The following is a 15,704-nucleotide window of genomic DNA, read 5'->3' on the forward strand; positions in this document are numbered from 1 at the left end:
CCGGTGCGCGAGAATCGAGGGGCGCTTCATACAGAACTACAGGGAGACCCCGTGTCCGGATTCGTCGAAAAGCCCGAGCCGGTTCAGGTACCTGGCCTCGTCCACCTCCACACCGGCAAGGTGCGCGACCTCTACCGTGACGAGGACGGCCGCCTCGTCATGGTCGCCAGCGACCGCCTGTCCGCCTTCGACTGGGTGCTGCCCACCGAGATCCCGGACAAGGGCCGCGTCCTGACCCAGCTCTCCCTGTGGTGGTTCGACCAGCTCACGGACCTCGTCCCGAACCACGTCATCTCCACCGACCTGCCCGCCGGCGCCCCCGCCGACTGGGCCGGCCGCACCCTCATCTGCCGCAACCTCGACATGGTCCCGGTGGAGTGCGTGGCCCGCGGCTACCTCGCCGGCTCCGGCCTCGTCGAGTACGACGAGAGCCGCACGGTCTGCGGGCTCGCCCTCCCCGAGGGGCTCGTGAACGGCTCGGAGCTGCCCGCCCCGATCTTCACCCCGGCCGCCAAGGCCGCCGTCGGCGAGCACGACGAGAACGTCTCCTACGAGGAGGTCGCGCGCACCACCGGCGCCGAGACGGCGGCGCTGCTGCGCCAGACCACACTCGCCGTGTACGGCCGCGCCCGGGACATCGCCCGCGAGCGCGGGATCATCCTGGCCGACACCAAGTTCGAGTTCGGTTTCGACCCGAAGGACGGCACCCTGGTCGCCGCCGACGAGGTGCTGACCCCGGACTCCTCCCGCTTCTGGCCGGCCGACGAGTGGGAGCCGGGCCGCGCGCAGCCCTCCTTCGACAAGCAGTACGTCCGCGACTGGCTGTCCTCCCCGGCCTCCGGCTGGGACCGCAAGGGTGAGCTCCCGCCGCCGGCCCTCCCGGCCGAGGTCGTCGCCCGGACCAGCGCCAAGTACATCGAGGCCTTCGAGCGCCTCACCGGCCAGTCCTGGTCGTAGAACGAGAGAAGCCCCCCGGTCCGAGGACCGGGGGGCTTCTTCGTCACAGAGCGGACAACGCGACTCGAACGCGCGACATCCACCTTGGCAAGGTGGTGCTCTACCAACTGAGCTATGTCCGCAGGTGCGCCGTAGCGCGAGAACTACTATACCCAACCTCGCTCGCGTGCGAGACGCACTGCCGTGTGCCGGTTCTCCGCGCCCAGCTTCGTCGCCGCCGAGGACAGGTAGTTCCGTACCGTCCCCTGCGACAGCGAGGCCCGCTCCGCGATCTCCGCGATCGGTGCCCCGTCCGCCGCGAGTTCGAGTACCTCCGCCTCCCGGGCGGTCAGCGGCGAGTCCCCCGCGCTGATCGCGTCGGCCGCCAACTCCGGGTCCACGTAGCGACCTCCGGCGTGGACGGTCCGGATCAGCTCGGCCAGCCGCTGCGCCGACACGGTTTTCGGGGCGAAGGCCCGCACGCCTGCCGCCAGCGCCCTCTTCAGGTGCCCGGGACGGCCGTGACTGGTCACGATCATGGTCTTGCAGCCGGGCAGTTCGGCCCGCAGGGTTGTGGCGACACTCACACCGTCCGCCCCCGGCATCTGCAGGTCCAGCACCGCCACGTCCGGCTTGTGGGCCCGTGCCATCGCCAGTGCCTCGGGGCCGGAGGCCGCCTCCGCGACGACGAGCAGGTCGTCCTCCAGCGCGAGCAGCGCCGCCAACGCGCCCCGGATCAGATGCTCGTCATCGGCGAGCAGTACGCGTACGGGGCTCACGCCCGCACCTCCAGTCCTTGCAGTCGTCGGTCCGGGATCTGCGCGAGCAGCCGGAACCGGCCGTCGCCGACCAGCCCCGCCTGCAACGTCCCGTCCAGGGCCGCGAGTCGTTCCCGCAGCCCGGCCAGCCCCGAGCCGGGCGGCCCGGTAGGGGTCTCGGGAGCCCCGTCGTTCTCCACCACCAGCTCCACGGAGCCGCTCTCCTCGGCGGTCAGCCGGATCAGGCAGCGCTGCGCGTCCCCGTGCCGCAGGATGTTCGTCGTGGCCTCGCGGACCACCCAGCCGAGGGCCGACTGGACCTCGGCGGGCAGCTCCCTGCCCCGCCCGGCCAGGGAGTCCACCCGGCAGTCCATCCCGGCCGCGCTGAGCACCCCGCGCGCGCCTTCCAGCTCCACCGAGAGGTCCGCCTCCCGGTAGCCCCGCACCACGTCCCGTACCTCCCGCTGGGACTCCTGGGCGATCCGCTGGACCTCGATCATCTGGTCCACCGCCTCCGGCCGTTCACGCCGGGCCAGCTGTATCGCCAGCTCGCTCTTGAGCGCGATCACCGCCAGGTTGCGGCCCATGACGTCGTGCAGGTCACGGCCGAACCGCAGCCGCTCCTCCGCCACCGCGAGCCGCGCCTGCACCTCGCGGGAGTGGTCCAGCTCGTAGACCGTTCTCAGCAGCCATGCGGAGAAACCGCAGGTGGCGCCGAAGAACAGGCTGCCGAGCAGAACGCCTACGACATACCCCAGCGCGGTGACGGCCGGCGTGCCCAGGGCGAGCGCGGCCAGTCCCGTCGCCACCCCCGCCGCCGGCGGGATGAACAGCATCCGCTTCACCGACCGCAGGCACAGCACCAGCGATCCCGCGGCGAACCAGGTCAGCCCCGACACCAACGTCGGCGCCACGGCCTCCTCGGAGATGTGCCCGGTCGCCCGGAGGCCGAGCACGGCCACGGTGCACGCGGCCGTCGTGACCGCCGTCACCACCGCGAGCCGGGTGGGGCGTTCGCGCCGGCCCACCACCCAGTGCAACGCCTTGGAGGTGAGCACCCCGCACAGCACCGCGTGGCCGCACACCATGAGGAGGAGGGCGAGGGGCAGCAGGACCGGGGGCCTGCCGGCGGCGGTGGCGGCCACGGGCATCAGTCCGAAGGACGTGATCTCCAGGAGCACGAAGAGATGGAACGACCCCCTGGTGTAGAGCTCGATCTTCCCCGCACTGCTGCGGTTCTTCCACCACCCCGTCATCTTCGACACGTTCCTCGTCCCCCGACTCGTCCTACCGGCGCGGTTCCCAACGGAACCACCTCCGAACAGAAAACACGGTGATCATGATCCAGGCCAGTGCGGTCAGCCCGGCGCCCAGCAGGTCCCCGCCCGTCGAGCCGCCGCTCCACCCGGCCCGTACGAGGGTCATCACGCCGCTCAGCGGCAGCAGTTCGCACAACGAGCCGGCCAGGTCCGGCATCGAGTCGGTCGGGACGAACAGCCCCGAGCCGAGCACGGTCGCCAGGAACAGCGGCAGCGTGGTGAGGCCCGCGGTCTCCACGGTGCGGGTGAACGAGCTGATCAGCGCGGACATCCCGGCCAGCAGCACGATGCCCGCGAGCACGGCCACCACGAGCAGCAGGGGGTTGCGTGGCATCCGTACGTCCATGGCGGTCGCCCCGGCCACGGTGAGGACGGTGATCTGCCCGAAGGCCAGGACGGCGGCGGGCAGGGCGGTGCCGGCGATGATCTCCAGGTCGGTCGCCTCGCCGGTACGGAGCCGCTTGAGGACGAGCTCCTCGCGCCGGGCGACGTAGGCGGAGACCAGGCTCATGTGGACGACCAGGATCAGCACCATGCCGATCCCGCCGGTCAGGGTGGTCTCGCCCAGGGCTTCGGCGCCCTCGGCCCCGCTCAGCGAGGAGCGCAGGAGGAACACCATCAGCAGGGGCATCAGGACGGCCAGGCTGAGCGTCGCCCGGTTGCGCACCAGCAGGGTGAGCTCGGAGCGGCCCAGCGCGGTGAGCCGGCCGGGGTTCAGGGAGAGCGTGTTCATCGGGTCCCCGCCTCGGTGTTCTCGGTGCTCCGGGTGCTCTCTGTGCGGCCGCCGGTCGTGCGGCGGTTCTCCGCGATCTCCAGGAAGGCCTCCTCCAGGGAGGCGGAGCGGGCGTCGAGCCCGACCAGTTCCACGTCGCACTCCCGGGCCCAGTCCAGCAGTTCGGCCAGGTCGGCCTGGAGCCGTTCGGTACGGATCTCCACGCGCTGCCCGTAGGCCGCCGCGCGCAGCGCCAGCGGGAGCCGGGCCGCGGGCACCTCGGCCGGCAGGGTGAAGCGGATCCGGGCCGGCCGGTCGGCGGTCACCTCGGCCGGGCTGCCGGACAGGACGATCTCGCCCTCGTGGAGGATGGCGAGGCGGTCCGCGAGCTCCTCGGCCTCCTCCAGGTAGTGCGTGGTCAGCAGCACCGTGGTGCCCTGGTCGCGCAGCTCCCGCACGAGCGCCCAGGTGTCCCGGCGCCCCTCGGGGTCCATACCGGTGGTCGGTTCGTCCAGGAAGAGCACCTCGGGCCGGCCGAGCAGGGCCAGCGCGAGGTCGAGGCGCCGCCGCTCACCGCCGGAGAGCTGTTTGACGCGTACGGAGGACCGCGCGGCCAGGCCGACCAGTTCCAGCACCTCCGCCGCCGGGCGGGCGCCGCTGGTGACCCCGCCCCACATCCGGACCGTCTCGGTCACCGTCAGGTCGGAGGGGAATCCGCCCTCCTGGAGCATGACCCCGGTGCGCGGGCGGACCTCGGCCCGCCGCGTGTACGGATCGAGCCCGAAGACGCGCACCCGGCCCTCGCTCGGCGCTGCCAGTCCCTCCAGCAGCTCGACGGTGGAGGTCTTGCCGGCGCCGTTGGTGCCGAGCAGCGCGAAGATCTCGCCCCGGGCCACGGAGAAGGAGACGCCGCGCACGGCCTCGAATCCTCCTGCGTAGCCACGGCGTAGGCCCTCGGCCTCGATCACGGTGTCAGTCATGATCCAAGACTCGCGGCGCCGGCGCCGGGTCGGCAGTGCGCGCTGTCACCGCCCCCGATGACATTTGTCAGGGCCGAGGTCGTCGGCGTCGAAGTCGGGTAACACGTCGGTGAAGCACGCCGGGGAACACGAAGAAGGCCCCGATCGTAATGATCGGGGCCTTCTTCATACAGAGCGGACGACGCGACTCGAACGCGCGACATCCACCTTGGCAAGGTGGTGCTCTACCAACTGAGCTACGTCCGCAAGCACTGCATTGCCCTGAGGCGATGCGTGCATCACTCTACCCGATCCACAGCAGTGGTTCGGAAGTGATGCAGAGCGGGTGACAGGAATCGCACACTGCGCCTTCCCTCTGGAAGAGGGATGTTCTGCTACTGAACTACACCCGCACGACCTCGGAGGCTTTGACCTGCGGTCTGGCCCCTCGGCGTGATCCACACACTAGCCGACGGATGGGGGTGCATGGCAAATCGACCCTCAGTGGGCCGCGTTGTAGGCCTCGTAGATCTTCTTCGGGATGCGGCCGCGGGGTGGCACGTCGAACTGGTTCGAGCGGGCCCAGGCGCGGACGACGGCCGGGTCGGGGGCGACGGCGGTGTGCTTGAAGACCCTCCCCGAGCGTGACTGGCGACGGCCGGCGGCCACGAAGGGGGCCAGGCCCTTCCGCAGTTTCTTTGCGTTCGCCACATTGAGGTCGATCTCGTAGGACTTTCCGTCCAGAGCGAACACGACCGTTTCCGCCGCTTCTCCGCCATCGATGTCGTCGGAGAGCGTGACTACTACGCGCTGCGCCACGGATATCGGTCCCTTCGTGCGACGCCGCCACCTGTTGACGTGCGGTGATGTCGCCTGTGTGGATGTTTCGGGGCAATGCAACTTTCCTCCGGAATCCGGAGTGATTCCTTTGTACCTCGATTCCCATTGCATTGCGAAGCCCAGTTAATTCTCTCCGCGTGTCCCGCCGCAATGCCGGGCGCGTGGTTTTCCGGCGGATTTTGCGAAGCGTTGGTGAAGCCGAAACGGCGTGGTGATCAAGGCTCCGCGATATCTACCCGCGTAGAAATTTCAGCCGGGTACGCTGATGGAACCGCCTTCGCACCAACCACCACACGGGAGTGCCCGATGGCACGCGTCGTAGTCGACGTCATGCTCAAGCCGGAGATCCTCGACCCCCAGGGCCAGGCGGTGCAGCGTGCGCTGCCGCGCCTGGGCTTCGAAGGGATCGCCGACGTCCGCCAGGGGAAGCGCTTCGAGCTCGAGGTGGAGGGACCGGTCGACCAGGCCGCCCTCGACCGCATCCACAAGATGGCCGAAACGTTCCTCGCCAACACCGTCATCGAAGACTTCACCGTGAAGGTCGAGGCCTGACGGTGACCACTCGCATCGGAGTCGTCACGTTCCCCGGAACGCTCGACGACCGTGACTCGCTGCGCGCCGTCCGCCTCGCGGGGGCCGAGCCGGTCTCGCTGTGGCACCGCGACAAGGACCTGCACCAGGTCGACGCGGTCGTCCTCGCGGGCGGCTTCTCCTACGGGGACTACCTGCGCGCCGGGGCCATCTCCCGCTTCTCGCCGGTGATGGAGACCATCATCGAGCAGGCCAAGGGCGGCATGCCCGTCCTGGGCATCTGCAACGGCTTCCAGGTCCTCACCGAGGCCCACCTGCTGCCGGGGGCGATGCTCCGGAACAACCACCTGCACTTCATCTGCCGCGACCAGAAGCTGCGGGTGGAGAACGCGGAGACCGCGTGGACCGGCGACTACACCGCCGGCCAGGAGATCTCCGTACCGCTCAAGAACATGGACGGCCGCTACACCGCCGACGAGCGCACGCTCGACGAACTGGAGGCCGAAGGCCGAGTGGCCTTCCGGTACCTGGACGGCAACCCGAACGGTTCGCTGCGCGACATCGCCGGCATCACCAACGCCGCGGGCAACGTCGTCGGCCTCATGCCGCACCCCGAGCACGCGGTCGAGCCGCTGATCGGGACGGGCCGCACCGACGGCCTCCCGTTCTTCACCTCGGTCCTGAAGAAGCTGGTCAGCGCATGAGCCTCGACACCGTCAAGAACGCCACCGAAACCCCGGACGCCTCCCAGCCCTGGAAGGAACTCGGCCTCAAGGAGGACGAGTACGCCCGGATCCGGGAGATCCTCGGCCGCCGCCCCACGGGCGCCGAGCTCGCCATGTACTCGGTCATGTGGTCCGAGCACTGCTCGTACAAGAGCAGCAAGGTCCACCTGAAGCAGTTCGGTGAGAAGGCCCCCCAGAACGACGCCATGCTCGTCGGCATCGGCGAGAACGCCGGCGTCGTCGACGTCGGCCAGGGTTACGCGGTCACCTTCAAGGTCGAGTCGCACAACCACCCGTCGTACATCGAGCCCTACCAGGGCGCGGCCACCGGCATCGGCGGCATCGTCCGCGACATCCTCGCGATGGGCGCCCGCCCGGTCGCGGTCGTGGACCCGCTGCGCTTCGGCGCCGCCGACCACCCCGACACCCGGCGCGTCCTGCCCGGCGTCGTCGCGGGCATCGGCGGCTACGGCAACTGCCTGGGCCTGCCCAACATCGGCGGCGAGGTCGTCTTCGACGCCTGCTACCAGGGCAACCCGCTGGTCAACGCCGGCTGCATCGGCGTGATGAAGCACGAGGACATCCACCTCGCCCAGGCCTCCGGCCCCGGCAACAAGGTCATCCTCTACGGCGCCCGCACCGGCGGCGACGGCATCGGCGGCGTCTCGGTCCTCGCGTCCGAGACCTTCGACGACACCAAGCCCACCAAGCGCCCCGCGGTGCAGGTCGGCGACCCCTTCCAGGAGAAGCTCCTCATCGAGTGCACCCTGGAGATCTTCAAGGAGAAGCTGGTCGCGGGCATCCAGGACCTCGGCGGCGCCGGGCTCTCCTGCGCGACCTCCGAGCTCGCCTCCGCCGGTTCCGGCGGCATGCGGGTCGAGCTGGACACCGTGCCGCTGCGCGACGCGACGCTCTCGCCCGAGGAAATCCTCATGAGCGAGTCGCAGGAGCGCATGTGCGCGATCGTCGAGCCGCAGCACGTCGACCGCTTCATGGAGATCTGCGAGAAGTGGGACGTCATCGCCACCGTCATCGGTGAGGTGACCGAGGGCGAGCGCCTGGAGATCTTCTGGCACGGCGAGCAGATCGTGGACGTGCCCCCGGGCACCGTCGCCCACGAGGGCCCCGTCTACAACCGCCCCTACGCGCGCCCCTCCTGGCAGGACGCGCTGCAGGCGGACGACGCCGGCAAGCTGCCGCGCCCGCAGACCTCCGAGGAGCTGCGCGCGCAGGTCCTGGCCCTGGTCTCCTCCCCGAACCAGGCGTCGAAGTCGTGGGTCACCGACCAGTACGACCGCTTCGTGCAGGGCAACACCGTGCTCTCGCAGCCCGAGGACGCGGGCATGGTCCGTATCGACGAGGAGTCCAACCTCGGCGTGGCCATGGCCACCGACGGCAACGGCCGCTTCGCCAAGCTCGACCCGTACACGGGCGCGCAGCTGGCGCTGGCGGAGTCGTACCGCAACGTGGCGGCGACCGGCGCCAAGCCGCTGGCCATCTCCGACTGCCTGAACTTCGGTTCCCCCGAGGACCCGGACGTCATGTGGCAGTTCGCCGAGGCCTGCCGCGGGCTGGCGGACGGCTGCCTGGAGCTGGGCACCCCGGTGACCGGCGGCAACGTCTCGCTCTACAACCAGACCGGTGACATCGCGATCCACCCGACCCCGGTCGTGGCGGTCCTCGGTGTGATCGACGACGTCAACCGCCGTACGCCGATGGCGTTCTCGGAGGCCGGCCAGCTGCTGTACCTGCTGGGCGACACCGCCGAGGAGTTCGGCGGTTCGGCCTGGTCGCAGGTGGTCCACGACCACCTCGGCGGCATGCCGCCGAAGGTGGACCTGGGCCGCGAGAAGCTGCTCGGCGAGATCCTGATCTCCGCCTCGCGCGACGGCATGATCGACGCCGCGCACGACCTGTCGGACGGCGGCGTGATCCAGGCGCTCACCGAGTCCTGCCTGCGCGGCGGCAACGGTGCCCGGATCGTGGTGCCCGAGGGCCTGGACGCCTTCACCTTCCTGTTCTCCGAGTCCGCGGGCCGCGCCGTCGTGGCCGTCCCGCGCAGCGAGGAGCTCCGGTTCACCGACATGTGCGGTGCGCGCGGCCTGCCCGTCACCCGCATCGGTGTGGTGGACGGCGAGGAGATCGAGATCCAGGGCGAGTTCACCCTCCCCCTGGCCGAGCTCCGCGAGGCCCACGAGACGACGATCCCGGCCCTGCTGGCCTGATCCCGTTCGAGTCGAGCCCCCGTCCGGTCCTGCGGACGGGGGCTCGGTCGTTCTCGGCCCGGTGGCCGGCCGGACCGACAGCTGCGGCTGGTACGCCGCCCACCTGCGGTCGGCCGACGGCGGACGGCTGCCCGACACGGCCGCCGCAGTGCCCGTGGGCACGGGCGCCCGCGAGGAGGGCTGTCTGCTCGCGGTGGGTCCCGAGGCGACGTCCTGCGGATATCGCCCTGGTGGGCCCGGAGCCGCTCGTACTTCGGCGACGACGCGGCCGCGCTCGTGGTCGACGTCCCCGGCAGGCGCAGCCCGGAGCCGCTGGTGCCCTGCACGGCGGGCCGCTTCGGCGACGTGCTCCACGGTTCGGCGACCTGCCAGGGGCAGCCGGCCACCCTGACGATGTCCGTCCCGTTCCGCTACCGGTCCGTCCTCGGCGCGCGCCTCGACGGCCTGTTCGTCGCCTACGCCACCGACTCCGCGCAGCGGCGCGGCTGCACCGGGGTGGTGCTGCCGGCCCCCGAGTAGGGTCGGAGCATGCCGCCCCGAGGGAAGAAGCCGCGTACCTACGACCCCGTCCGGATCCGCACGGCCGTCACCGCGCAGTTCGCGCATGTCTGCGGGGCCGTCGCGGAGTTGGGCCCCGAGCAGCTGGCGCGCCCCAGCGGGCTCGGTGGGTGGAGCGTCGCCGAACTGGCCGGGCACATCGCCTGGATCGCCGATTCGCTGGCGGGGAGCCTGGCCCGGCCGCCCGCCGCCGTCGCCGAGCTGCCGGCGGTCGAGTGGCCCTTCGCCACCGCCTCCCTCGCCGGGAAGATCTCCGAGGCGGCCAGGGAGACCCTGACCGGGGCCCCGCTGCCCGAGCTGTACGACCGGGCGGCAGCCCGGATGGCGCAGGCGCTCGCGGCGAACCCGGGCGACCGCGTACTGGACCTGTGGATCGGGGACATGACCCTGGCCGACTTCCTGGTCACCCGAACCGTGGAGCTGGTGGTCCACACCGACGACCTGAACCGGGCCGCCGGACTGGACATCCCGATCGACCGGCAGGCGCTGGCCGCCTGCACCCGGCTGCTCGCCGACGCCCTCGCCCTCAAGGCGCCGGGCGGTTCGGTCGAGGTCCGCATCCCGCCCTTCGCGGTGGTCCAGTGCATCGAGGGCCCGCGGCACACCCGCGGCACCCCGCCGAACGTCGTGGAGACCGATCCGCTGACCTGGATCCGGCTCGCGACCGGCCGTACGCAGTGGGCCGCGGCCCTCGACGAGGCACACGTACGGGCCGGCGGCGAGCGGGCCGATCTGTCGGCGCTGCTGCCGCTGATGAGCTGATGAGCTGATGGGCTGAGGAGCTGAGGGGAACAACCATGGTGGAACCACCGCGACGCCCGGTCCGTCCCAGGGACATGCCTACCTTCCGGCACGTCCCCGCCGCCGCGAGCCTGACCCTCGTACTCGCGCTCGCCCTGGCCGGCTGCGGCCGGGGTGAGTCCGGTCACGGCGCCCGGCTGCCCGATCCCGAGGGTTCCTGGGCCGTCGAGTCCCTGACCACCGGCGGCCGCACCCTGCACGCGCCCGAGAGCGCCCACCTCGACATCGGCCCGAACCAGGTCAAGGGCAACTACGGCTGCAACGGCTTCACGGCGGTGGCGGCCTTCGCCGGCACCTCCTCGGTGACCGTCACCCCCGGCGCCTCGACCACCATGGCCTGCGCGGACATGGAGTTCGAGACGGCCTTCGCCAAGCTGTTCCGGGGCAAGCTGGCGATCGACCGGGGACCCGACCGGCTCACCCTGAAGACCGCCGACGGAAGCACCATCGCCATGACCTCGGCGCCCCCGGTCACCGCCGCCCCGCTCACCACGACCGAGTGGACCGTGGAATCGCTGGTCAGCGGCGAGAGCGCGGCCTCCCTGCCCGCCGAGGCGGCCGGGAAGGCACGGTTCACCATCGCCCCGGACCTCGCGGTGAGCGGCAACCTCGGCTGCAACCGGTTCAGCGCCAAGGCCACCGTGGAGGGCTCCACGGTCACCTTCGGGCCGCTGACCTCGACCCGGATGGCCTGCGAGGGGCCGGTGGGCGAGGTCGAGCGGTCCCTGACGGCGCTGCTGGGCAGCGGTCCGCTCACCGTGAAGATCGAGGGCCGGACCCTGACCCTCACGGCGCCCGACGGCAAGGGCCTGACCGCGAAGGCCGCCTCCGCCGCCGAGTGAGCACGACCGCGGTCAGGCCGGGTACGGCAGGAGCTGGGCGTCCACCCGCTCCCAGGCCGCCCGCAGCCTGGCCAGTCGGTCCGGTTCCACGGCTGCCTTGTCGGCCTGTTCGCGGACGTCCCCGGCCAGGTCGAACAGCTGGTCCCGGCCCGCCTTGCCGCGGTAGTACTTCCAGTTCCCGCGGCGCAGCGCGCGTTCGCCCCGGACCCGCCAGAACAGGTCCCGCTCGGCGACCTTCTCGCCGCGCAGCAGGTATCCGGCCAGGCTCGCCCCGTCCAGCGGGTAGGCGGGGTGCGGGCGCGCGCCGGCCACCTCCAGCAGCGTCGCCGTCCAGTCCGGGCTGAACACCGGGACGTGGCTGACCTGGCCGCCGTCCAAGCGGGCGGGCCAGCGCGCGATGTTCGGCACGCGGATGCCGCCCTCCTGGAGGGAGGCCTTGTTGCCGGACAGCGGCCAGTTGTACGAGAACCGCTCGCCGCCGTTGTCGCTGGAGAAGACCACGAGGGTGTCCTCCTCCTGGCCGGAACGCTTGAGCGCCGCCAGCACCTTGCCGATCGAGCGGTCGAGGTCCTCGACCATCTCCCGGTACTTCTCGACCGAGCCGCCGTCCTGGTGCCACAGGGCGCGCCCGTCGCCCGCCTCGATCCGCCGGACGATCTCGGCGCTCTGCTCCGTGTCCCCGTCGGCGATCCACGGCCAGTGCGGGGTGGTGAAGTTGAGGTTCAGCAGCCACGGCTTGCCGTGGTGGTCGCGGGAGACGTACTCGCTCGCCCGCTCGGTGATGATCCGGGTGTAGTAGCGCAGGTCCTTGTACGTGGCGTCGCCCTCGTAGAGGTCGTACTCGCCGCCCAGGCCGAGCTTGGAGTAGTACTCCAGCGCGCCGCCGAAGTTGCCGAAGAACTCCTCCCAGCCGGATCTGGTCGGGCTGTGGTCGGGCAGGTACCCCGCGTGCCACTTGCCGATCAGCGCGGTCGTGTAGCCGGCGGACCTGAGCAGCGAGGCCAGCGTGGGGTGCGTGGGGTCCAGGCCCACGGACCTGTCGGCGATCGGCTCGGCCAGCCCGCCCTCGGTACGGCCCGGGTAGCGCCCGGTGTAGAGGCTGAACCGGGTCGGCGAGCAGGTCGACGAACCCGCGTAGGCGTCGGTGAACCGGACGCCCTGGCGGGCGAGACGGTCCAGGTTCGGGGTCTGGATGTGCGGGGAGCCGTACGAGGAGAGGTCGGCCCAGCCCAGGTCGTCCCCGAGGACGAACAGGATGTTCGGTCGGCGGGACGGCCGGGGCCGCCCGGCCCGGAACTCCCGCTCCTGCGGGGCGTTCCCCCCGTCCTCGGGGGTCGGGGCGGCGGCGGCCGGGGAGGCGGCCGGCCCCACCGCGGCGGCGACCGCGCTCACGCCGACCGCGCCGCCGAAGGCGCGCCGGGACAGGTGGGGTTCGTACGAGGTCACAGGTACTCCAAGGCATGGCCTGCCGGCCCGCCCCGGGCGGCGCGGGACGGCGCACGGCACGGCAGGGCAGGCTCGGTCAGGGAGCAGAAAGAAAAAGAACGAAAAGCGGCGTGTGACTACGCAGAACAGCGACAGATGGCGCTCGCGACACGGACAAGGTCCACGTGCCGGCGCTCGACGAGGGTGACGGTTCGGTCACCGAGAGGCTGCATGGGGCGAGAGCCTGTACGAATGCCCCTGGGCCTGTCAACAAGGGCATTCCGGATACCGAGACGGAATGGATCCGTCACCCTCTGTGCTGTGACATTTCCCGGCCGTCCCCAATTCGGACCAGTGGTCGATCTCGCCTACACTCGAAGCGTGCCTCGTGGTGATGGACGACTCAACCACGACCTGCTCCCCGGCGAAAAGGGCCCCCAGGACGCTTGCGGCGTCTTCGGTGTCTGGGCTCCGGGTGAAGAGGTCGCCAAGCTCACCTACTTCGGACTGTATGCACTGCAGCACCGTGGACAAGAGTCCGCGGGAATCGCTGTGAGCAACGGTTCCCAGATCCTCGTCTTCAAGGACATGGGCCTCGTTTCCCAAGTCTTCGACGAAACCTCTCTCGGCTCGCTCCAAGGTCATATCGCGGTCGGTCACGCCCGCTATTCGACCACCGGGGCCTCCGTCTGGGAGAACGCCCAGCCGACCTTCCGTGCGACCGCCCACGGCTCCATTGCCCTGGGTCACAACGGCAACCTGGTGAACACCGCCGAGCTTGCCGAGATGGTCGCCGACCTCCCCCGTCAGGACGGCCGTGCCACCCAGGTGGCGGCCACCAATGACACCGACCTGGTCACCGCCCTGCTCGCCGGTCAGACCGACGACGAGGGCAAGCCCCTGACCATCGAGGAGTCGGCCGCCAAGGTCCTGCCTCAGGTCAAGGGCGCCTTCTCCCTCGTCTTCATGGACGAGGGGACCCTCTACACCGCCCGTGACCCGCAGGGCATCCGCCCGCTGGTCCTCGGCCGCCTGGAGCGCGGCTGGGTGGTCGCGAGTGAGACCGCCGCCCTCGACATCTGCGGCGCCAGCTTCGTCCGCGAGGTCGAGCCGGGCGAGCTCATCGCGATCGACGAGAACGGTCTGCGCACCTCGCGATTCGCGGAAGCGAAGCCCAAGGGCTGTGTCTTCGAGTACGTCTACCTGGCGCGCCCGGACACCGACATCGCCGGCCGGAACGTCTACCTCTCGCGTGTCGAGATGGGCCGACGCCTGGCCAAGGAAGCCCCGGTCGACGCCGACCTGGTGATAGCGACGCCGGAATCCGGCACGCCCGCCGCCGTCGGTTACGCCGAGGCCAGCGGGATCCCGTACGGATCCGGCCTGGTCAAGAACGCCTACGTGGGCCGGACCTTCATCCAGCCCTCGCAGACGATCCGCCAGCTCGGCATCCGGCTCAAGCTCAACCCCCTCAAGGAAGTCATCCGGGGCAAGCGCCTGGTGGTCGTCGACGACTCGATCGTCCGCGGCAACACCCAGCGCGCCCTGGTCAAGATGCTCCGCGAGGCCGGCGCGGCCGAGGTCCACATCCGGATCTCCTCGCCGCCGGTGAAGTGGCCGTGCTTCTTCGGCATCGACTTCGCCACCCGGGCCGAGCTGATCGCCAACGGGATGACGGTCGACGAGATCGCCACCTCCATGGGCGCGGACTCGCTCTCCTACATCTCGCTCGACGCGATGATCGAGGCGACCACCATCCAGAAGCCCAACCTCTGCCGTGCCTGCTTCGACGGCGAGTACCCGATGGAGCTGCCCGACCCGCAGCTCCTGGGCAAGCAGCTCCTGGAGAACGAGCTGGCCGGCGGTAAGGACGCCGCCGACGCGCTCCGTCGCCCGTAGCCCTGGCTCAACCTGCGCCGGGCCCTGTCTTTGAGGCTTCTCCCAGGGCCCGGCACCACACGCAGTAACGACACGAAAGCTCTCTCCTGTCATGACAGAGAAGACCACCGGTGCCAGCTACGCAGCCGCAGGCGTGGACATCGAAGCGGGCGACCGCGCCGTCGAGCTGATGAAGGAGTGGGTGAAGAAGACGCAGCGCCCCGAGGTCCTCGGTGGCCTCGGCGGCTTCGCCGGCCTCTTCGACGCCTCCGCCCTCAAGCGCTACGAGCGTCCGCTGCTCGCCTCGGCCACCGACGGCGTCGGCACCAAGGTGGACATCGCCCGCCAGCTCGGCGTGTACGACACCATCGGCCACGACCTGGTGGCGATGGTCATGGACGACATCGTCGTCTGCGGCGCCGAGCCGCTCTTCATGACCGACTACATCTGCGTCGGCAAGGTGCACCCCGAGCGTGTCGCGGCCATCGTCAAGGGCATCGCCGAGGGCTGTGTCCTCGCCGGCTGCGCCTTGGTCGGCGGCGAGACCGCCGAGCACCCCGGCCTGCTGGGCCCGGACGACTTCGACGTGGCCGGTGCCGGAACGGGCGTCGTCGAGTACGACCGCCTGCTCGGCGCGGATCGCATCCGTACGGGGGACGCCGTCATCGCGATGGCTTCGTCCGGCCTTCACTCGAACGGGTACTCGCTGGTCCGTCACGTCCTCTTCGAGCGCGCCAAGATGTCGCTGGAGAGCCACGTGGAGGAGCTCGGCCGCACCCTCGGCGAGGAGCTGCTGGAGCCCACCAAGATCTACTCGCTGGACTGCATGGCCCTCACCCGGACGGCCGAGGTGCACGCCTACTCGCACATCACCGGCGGTGGCCTCGCGGCGAACCTGGCCCGGGTGATCCCGGACCACCTGCACGCCACGGTCGACCGTTCGACCTGGGCCCCCGGCGCCATCTTCGACCTGGTCGGCAAGGCCGGGCAGGTGGAGCAGCTGGAGCTGGAGAAGACCCTGAACATGGGCGTCGGCATGATGGCCGTCGTTCCGCAGGAGTCGGTGGACGTGGCGCTGACCGCGCTGGCCGACCGGGGTGTCGACGCCTGGGTCGCGGGCGAGATCCTGGACCGCGGTGACCACACCGAGGGCGCGACCATGACCGGTTCCTACGCGAGCTGAGCAGCACTGAAA

16 protein-coding genes and 3 tRNA genes are annotated in these 15,704 nt (G+C 70.7%); 9 read left to right on the forward strand and 10 right to left on the reverse strand.

Annotation, left to right across the window (positions count from 1 at the left end; genetic code table 11):
- Positions 1-51 precede the first annotated feature (51 nt).
- Positions 52-957 (forward strand): phosphoribosylaminoimidazolesuccinocarboxamide synthase, encoded by a 906-nt coding sequence (locus BCL76_RS11805; RefSeq protein WP_109779393.1) that lies wholly within the window; start codon positions 52-54, stop codon positions 955-957.
- Positions 958-1,006: 49 nt separating this feature from the next.
- Here the strand turns inward: BCL76_RS11805 and BCL76_RS11810 are convergent.
- The 8 genes from BCL76_RS11810 to BCL76_RS11845 form a co-directional block, all read right to left on the reverse strand.
- Positions 1,007-1,079, reverse strand: a tRNA-Gly gene (locus BCL76_RS11810).
- A gap of 24 nt (positions 1,080-1,103) precedes the next feature.
- Positions 1,104-1,715, reverse strand: a complete 612-nt coding sequence (locus tag BCL76_RS11815) for a response regulator transcription factor (RefSeq protein WP_109779394.1) — start codon at positions 1,713-1,715, stop codon at positions 1,104-1,106.
- On the reverse strand, positions 1,712-2,959 hold the full coding sequence (locus tag BCL76_RS11820; protein WP_109779395.1) for a histidine kinase: 1,248 nt from the start codon (positions 2,957-2,959) through the stop codon (positions 1,712-1,714). Before BCL76_RS11820 ends, BCL76_RS11815 begins: the two co-directional genes overlap by 4 nt.
- Positions 2,960-2,981: 22 nt before the next feature.
- Positions 2,982-3,746, reverse strand: coding sequence for an ABC transporter permease (locus tag BCL76_RS11825; RefSeq protein WP_109779396.1), 765 nt, complete (start codon positions 3,744-3,746; stop codon positions 2,982-2,984).
- Positions 3,743-4,705 (reverse strand): ABC transporter ATP-binding protein, encoded by a 963-nt coding sequence (locus tag BCL76_RS11830; RefSeq protein ID WP_109779397.1) that lies wholly within the window; start codon positions 4,703-4,705, stop codon positions 3,743-3,745. The genes BCL76_RS11825 and BCL76_RS11830 overlap by 4 nt, the downstream gene beginning before the upstream one ends.
- Before the next feature lie 173 nt (positions 4,706-4,878).
- Positions 4,879-4,951, reverse strand: a tRNA-Gly gene (locus BCL76_RS11835).
- A gap of 74 nt (positions 4,952-5,025) precedes the next feature.
- Positions 5,026-5,097 (reverse strand) — tRNA-Gly (locus BCL76_RS11840).
- 88 nt (positions 5,098-5,185) lie between these two features.
- Complete coding sequence (locus BCL76_RS11845) at positions 5,186-5,503, reverse strand: histone-like nucleoid-structuring protein Lsr2 (RefSeq protein ID WP_109779398.1); 318 nt, start codon at positions 5,501-5,503, stop codon at positions 5,186-5,188.
- A 327-nt stretch (positions 5,504-5,830) separates the two neighbouring features.
- Between BCL76_RS11845 and purS the strand changes: the two genes are divergently transcribed.
- The 6 genes from purS (at position 5,831) to BCL76_RS11875 (ending at position 11,206) form a co-directional block, all read left to right on the forward strand.
- Positions 5,831-6,076 (forward strand): phosphoribosylformylglycinamidine synthase subunit PurS, encoded by a 246-nt coding sequence (purS, locus tag BCL76_RS11850; protein WP_030009438.1) that lies wholly within the window; start codon positions 5,831-5,833, stop codon positions 6,074-6,076.
- Between the two features lie 2 nt (positions 6,077-6,078).
- Positions 6,079-6,759 carry a phosphoribosylformylglycinamidine synthase subunit PurQ gene (purQ, locus tag BCL76_RS11855; RefSeq protein WP_030768819.1) on the forward strand — a complete coding sequence of 227 codons (681 nt, stop codon included), beginning with the start codon at positions 6,079-6,081 and terminating at the stop codon, positions 6,757-6,759.
- Positions 6,756-9,005, forward strand: coding sequence for a phosphoribosylformylglycinamidine synthase subunit PurL (gene purL / locus BCL76_RS11860; protein ID WP_030768816.1), 2,250 nt, complete (start codon positions 6,756-6,758; stop codon positions 9,003-9,005). The genes purQ and purL overlap by 4 nt, the downstream gene beginning before the upstream one ends.
- Positions 9,006-9,281: 276 nt before the next feature.
- The gene (locus tag BCL76_RS11865) at positions 9,282-9,524 is read left to right on the forward strand and encodes a hypothetical protein (protein ID WP_109779399.1); all 243 of its coding nucleotides are present in this window, start codon (positions 9,282-9,284) and stop codon (positions 9,522-9,524) included.
- Positions 9,525-9,533: 9 nt separating this feature from the next.
- Positions 9,534-10,325: a maleylpyruvate isomerase family mycothiol-dependent enzyme gene (locus BCL76_RS11870; RefSeq protein WP_109779400.1), complete on the forward strand. Its 792-nt coding sequence runs from the start codon at positions 9,534-9,536 to the stop codon at positions 10,323-10,325.
- A 74-nt stretch (positions 10,326-10,399) separates the two neighbouring features.
- On the forward strand, positions 10,400-11,206 hold the full coding sequence (locus BCL76_RS11875) for an META domain-containing protein (RefSeq protein WP_181382512.1): 807 nt from the start codon (positions 10,400-10,402) through the stop codon (positions 11,204-11,206).
- A gap of 12 nt (positions 11,207-11,218) precedes the next feature.
- Here BCL76_RS11875 and BCL76_RS11880 read toward each other — a convergent pair whose 3' ends face one another.
- Both BCL76_RS11880 and BCL76_RS40485 read right to left on the reverse strand, forming a co-directional pair.
- Positions 11,219-12,712, reverse strand: coding sequence for a sulfatase family protein (locus BCL76_RS11880; RefSeq protein ID WP_375137906.1), 1,494 nt, complete (start codon positions 12,710-12,712; stop codon positions 11,219-11,221).
- A gap of 56 nt (positions 12,713-12,768) precedes the next feature.
- Positions 12,769-12,864: a putative leader peptide gene (locus tag BCL76_RS40485; protein ID WP_324617183.1), complete on the reverse strand. Its 96-nt coding sequence runs from the start codon at positions 12,862-12,864 to the stop codon at positions 12,769-12,771.
- A 148-nt stretch (positions 12,865-13,012) separates the two neighbouring features.
- On the opposite strand from BCL76_RS40485, the gene purF reads away from it, so the two are divergent.
- Together purF and purM are read left to right on the forward strand one after the other, a co-directional pair.
- Positions 13,013-14,530, forward strand: a complete 1,518-nt coding sequence (gene purF, locus BCL76_RS11885; protein ID WP_109779488.1) for an amidophosphoribosyltransferase — start codon at positions 13,013-13,015, stop codon at positions 14,528-14,530.
- A 91-nt stretch (positions 14,531-14,621) separates the two neighbouring features.
- The gene (gene purM / locus BCL76_RS11890) at positions 14,622-15,692 is read left to right on the forward strand and encodes a phosphoribosylformylglycinamidine cyclo-ligase (RefSeq protein ID WP_033223414.1); all 1,071 of its coding nucleotides are present in this window, start codon (positions 14,622-14,624) and stop codon (positions 15,690-15,692) included.
- Positions 15,693-15,704 lie beyond the last annotated feature (12 nt).

Source organism: Streptomyces sp. CG 926 (genome assembly GCF_003148825.1).
In the GTDB taxonomy this organism is placed as follows: Bacteria; Actinomycetota; Actinomycetes; order Streptomycetales; family Streptomycetaceae; genus Streptomyces.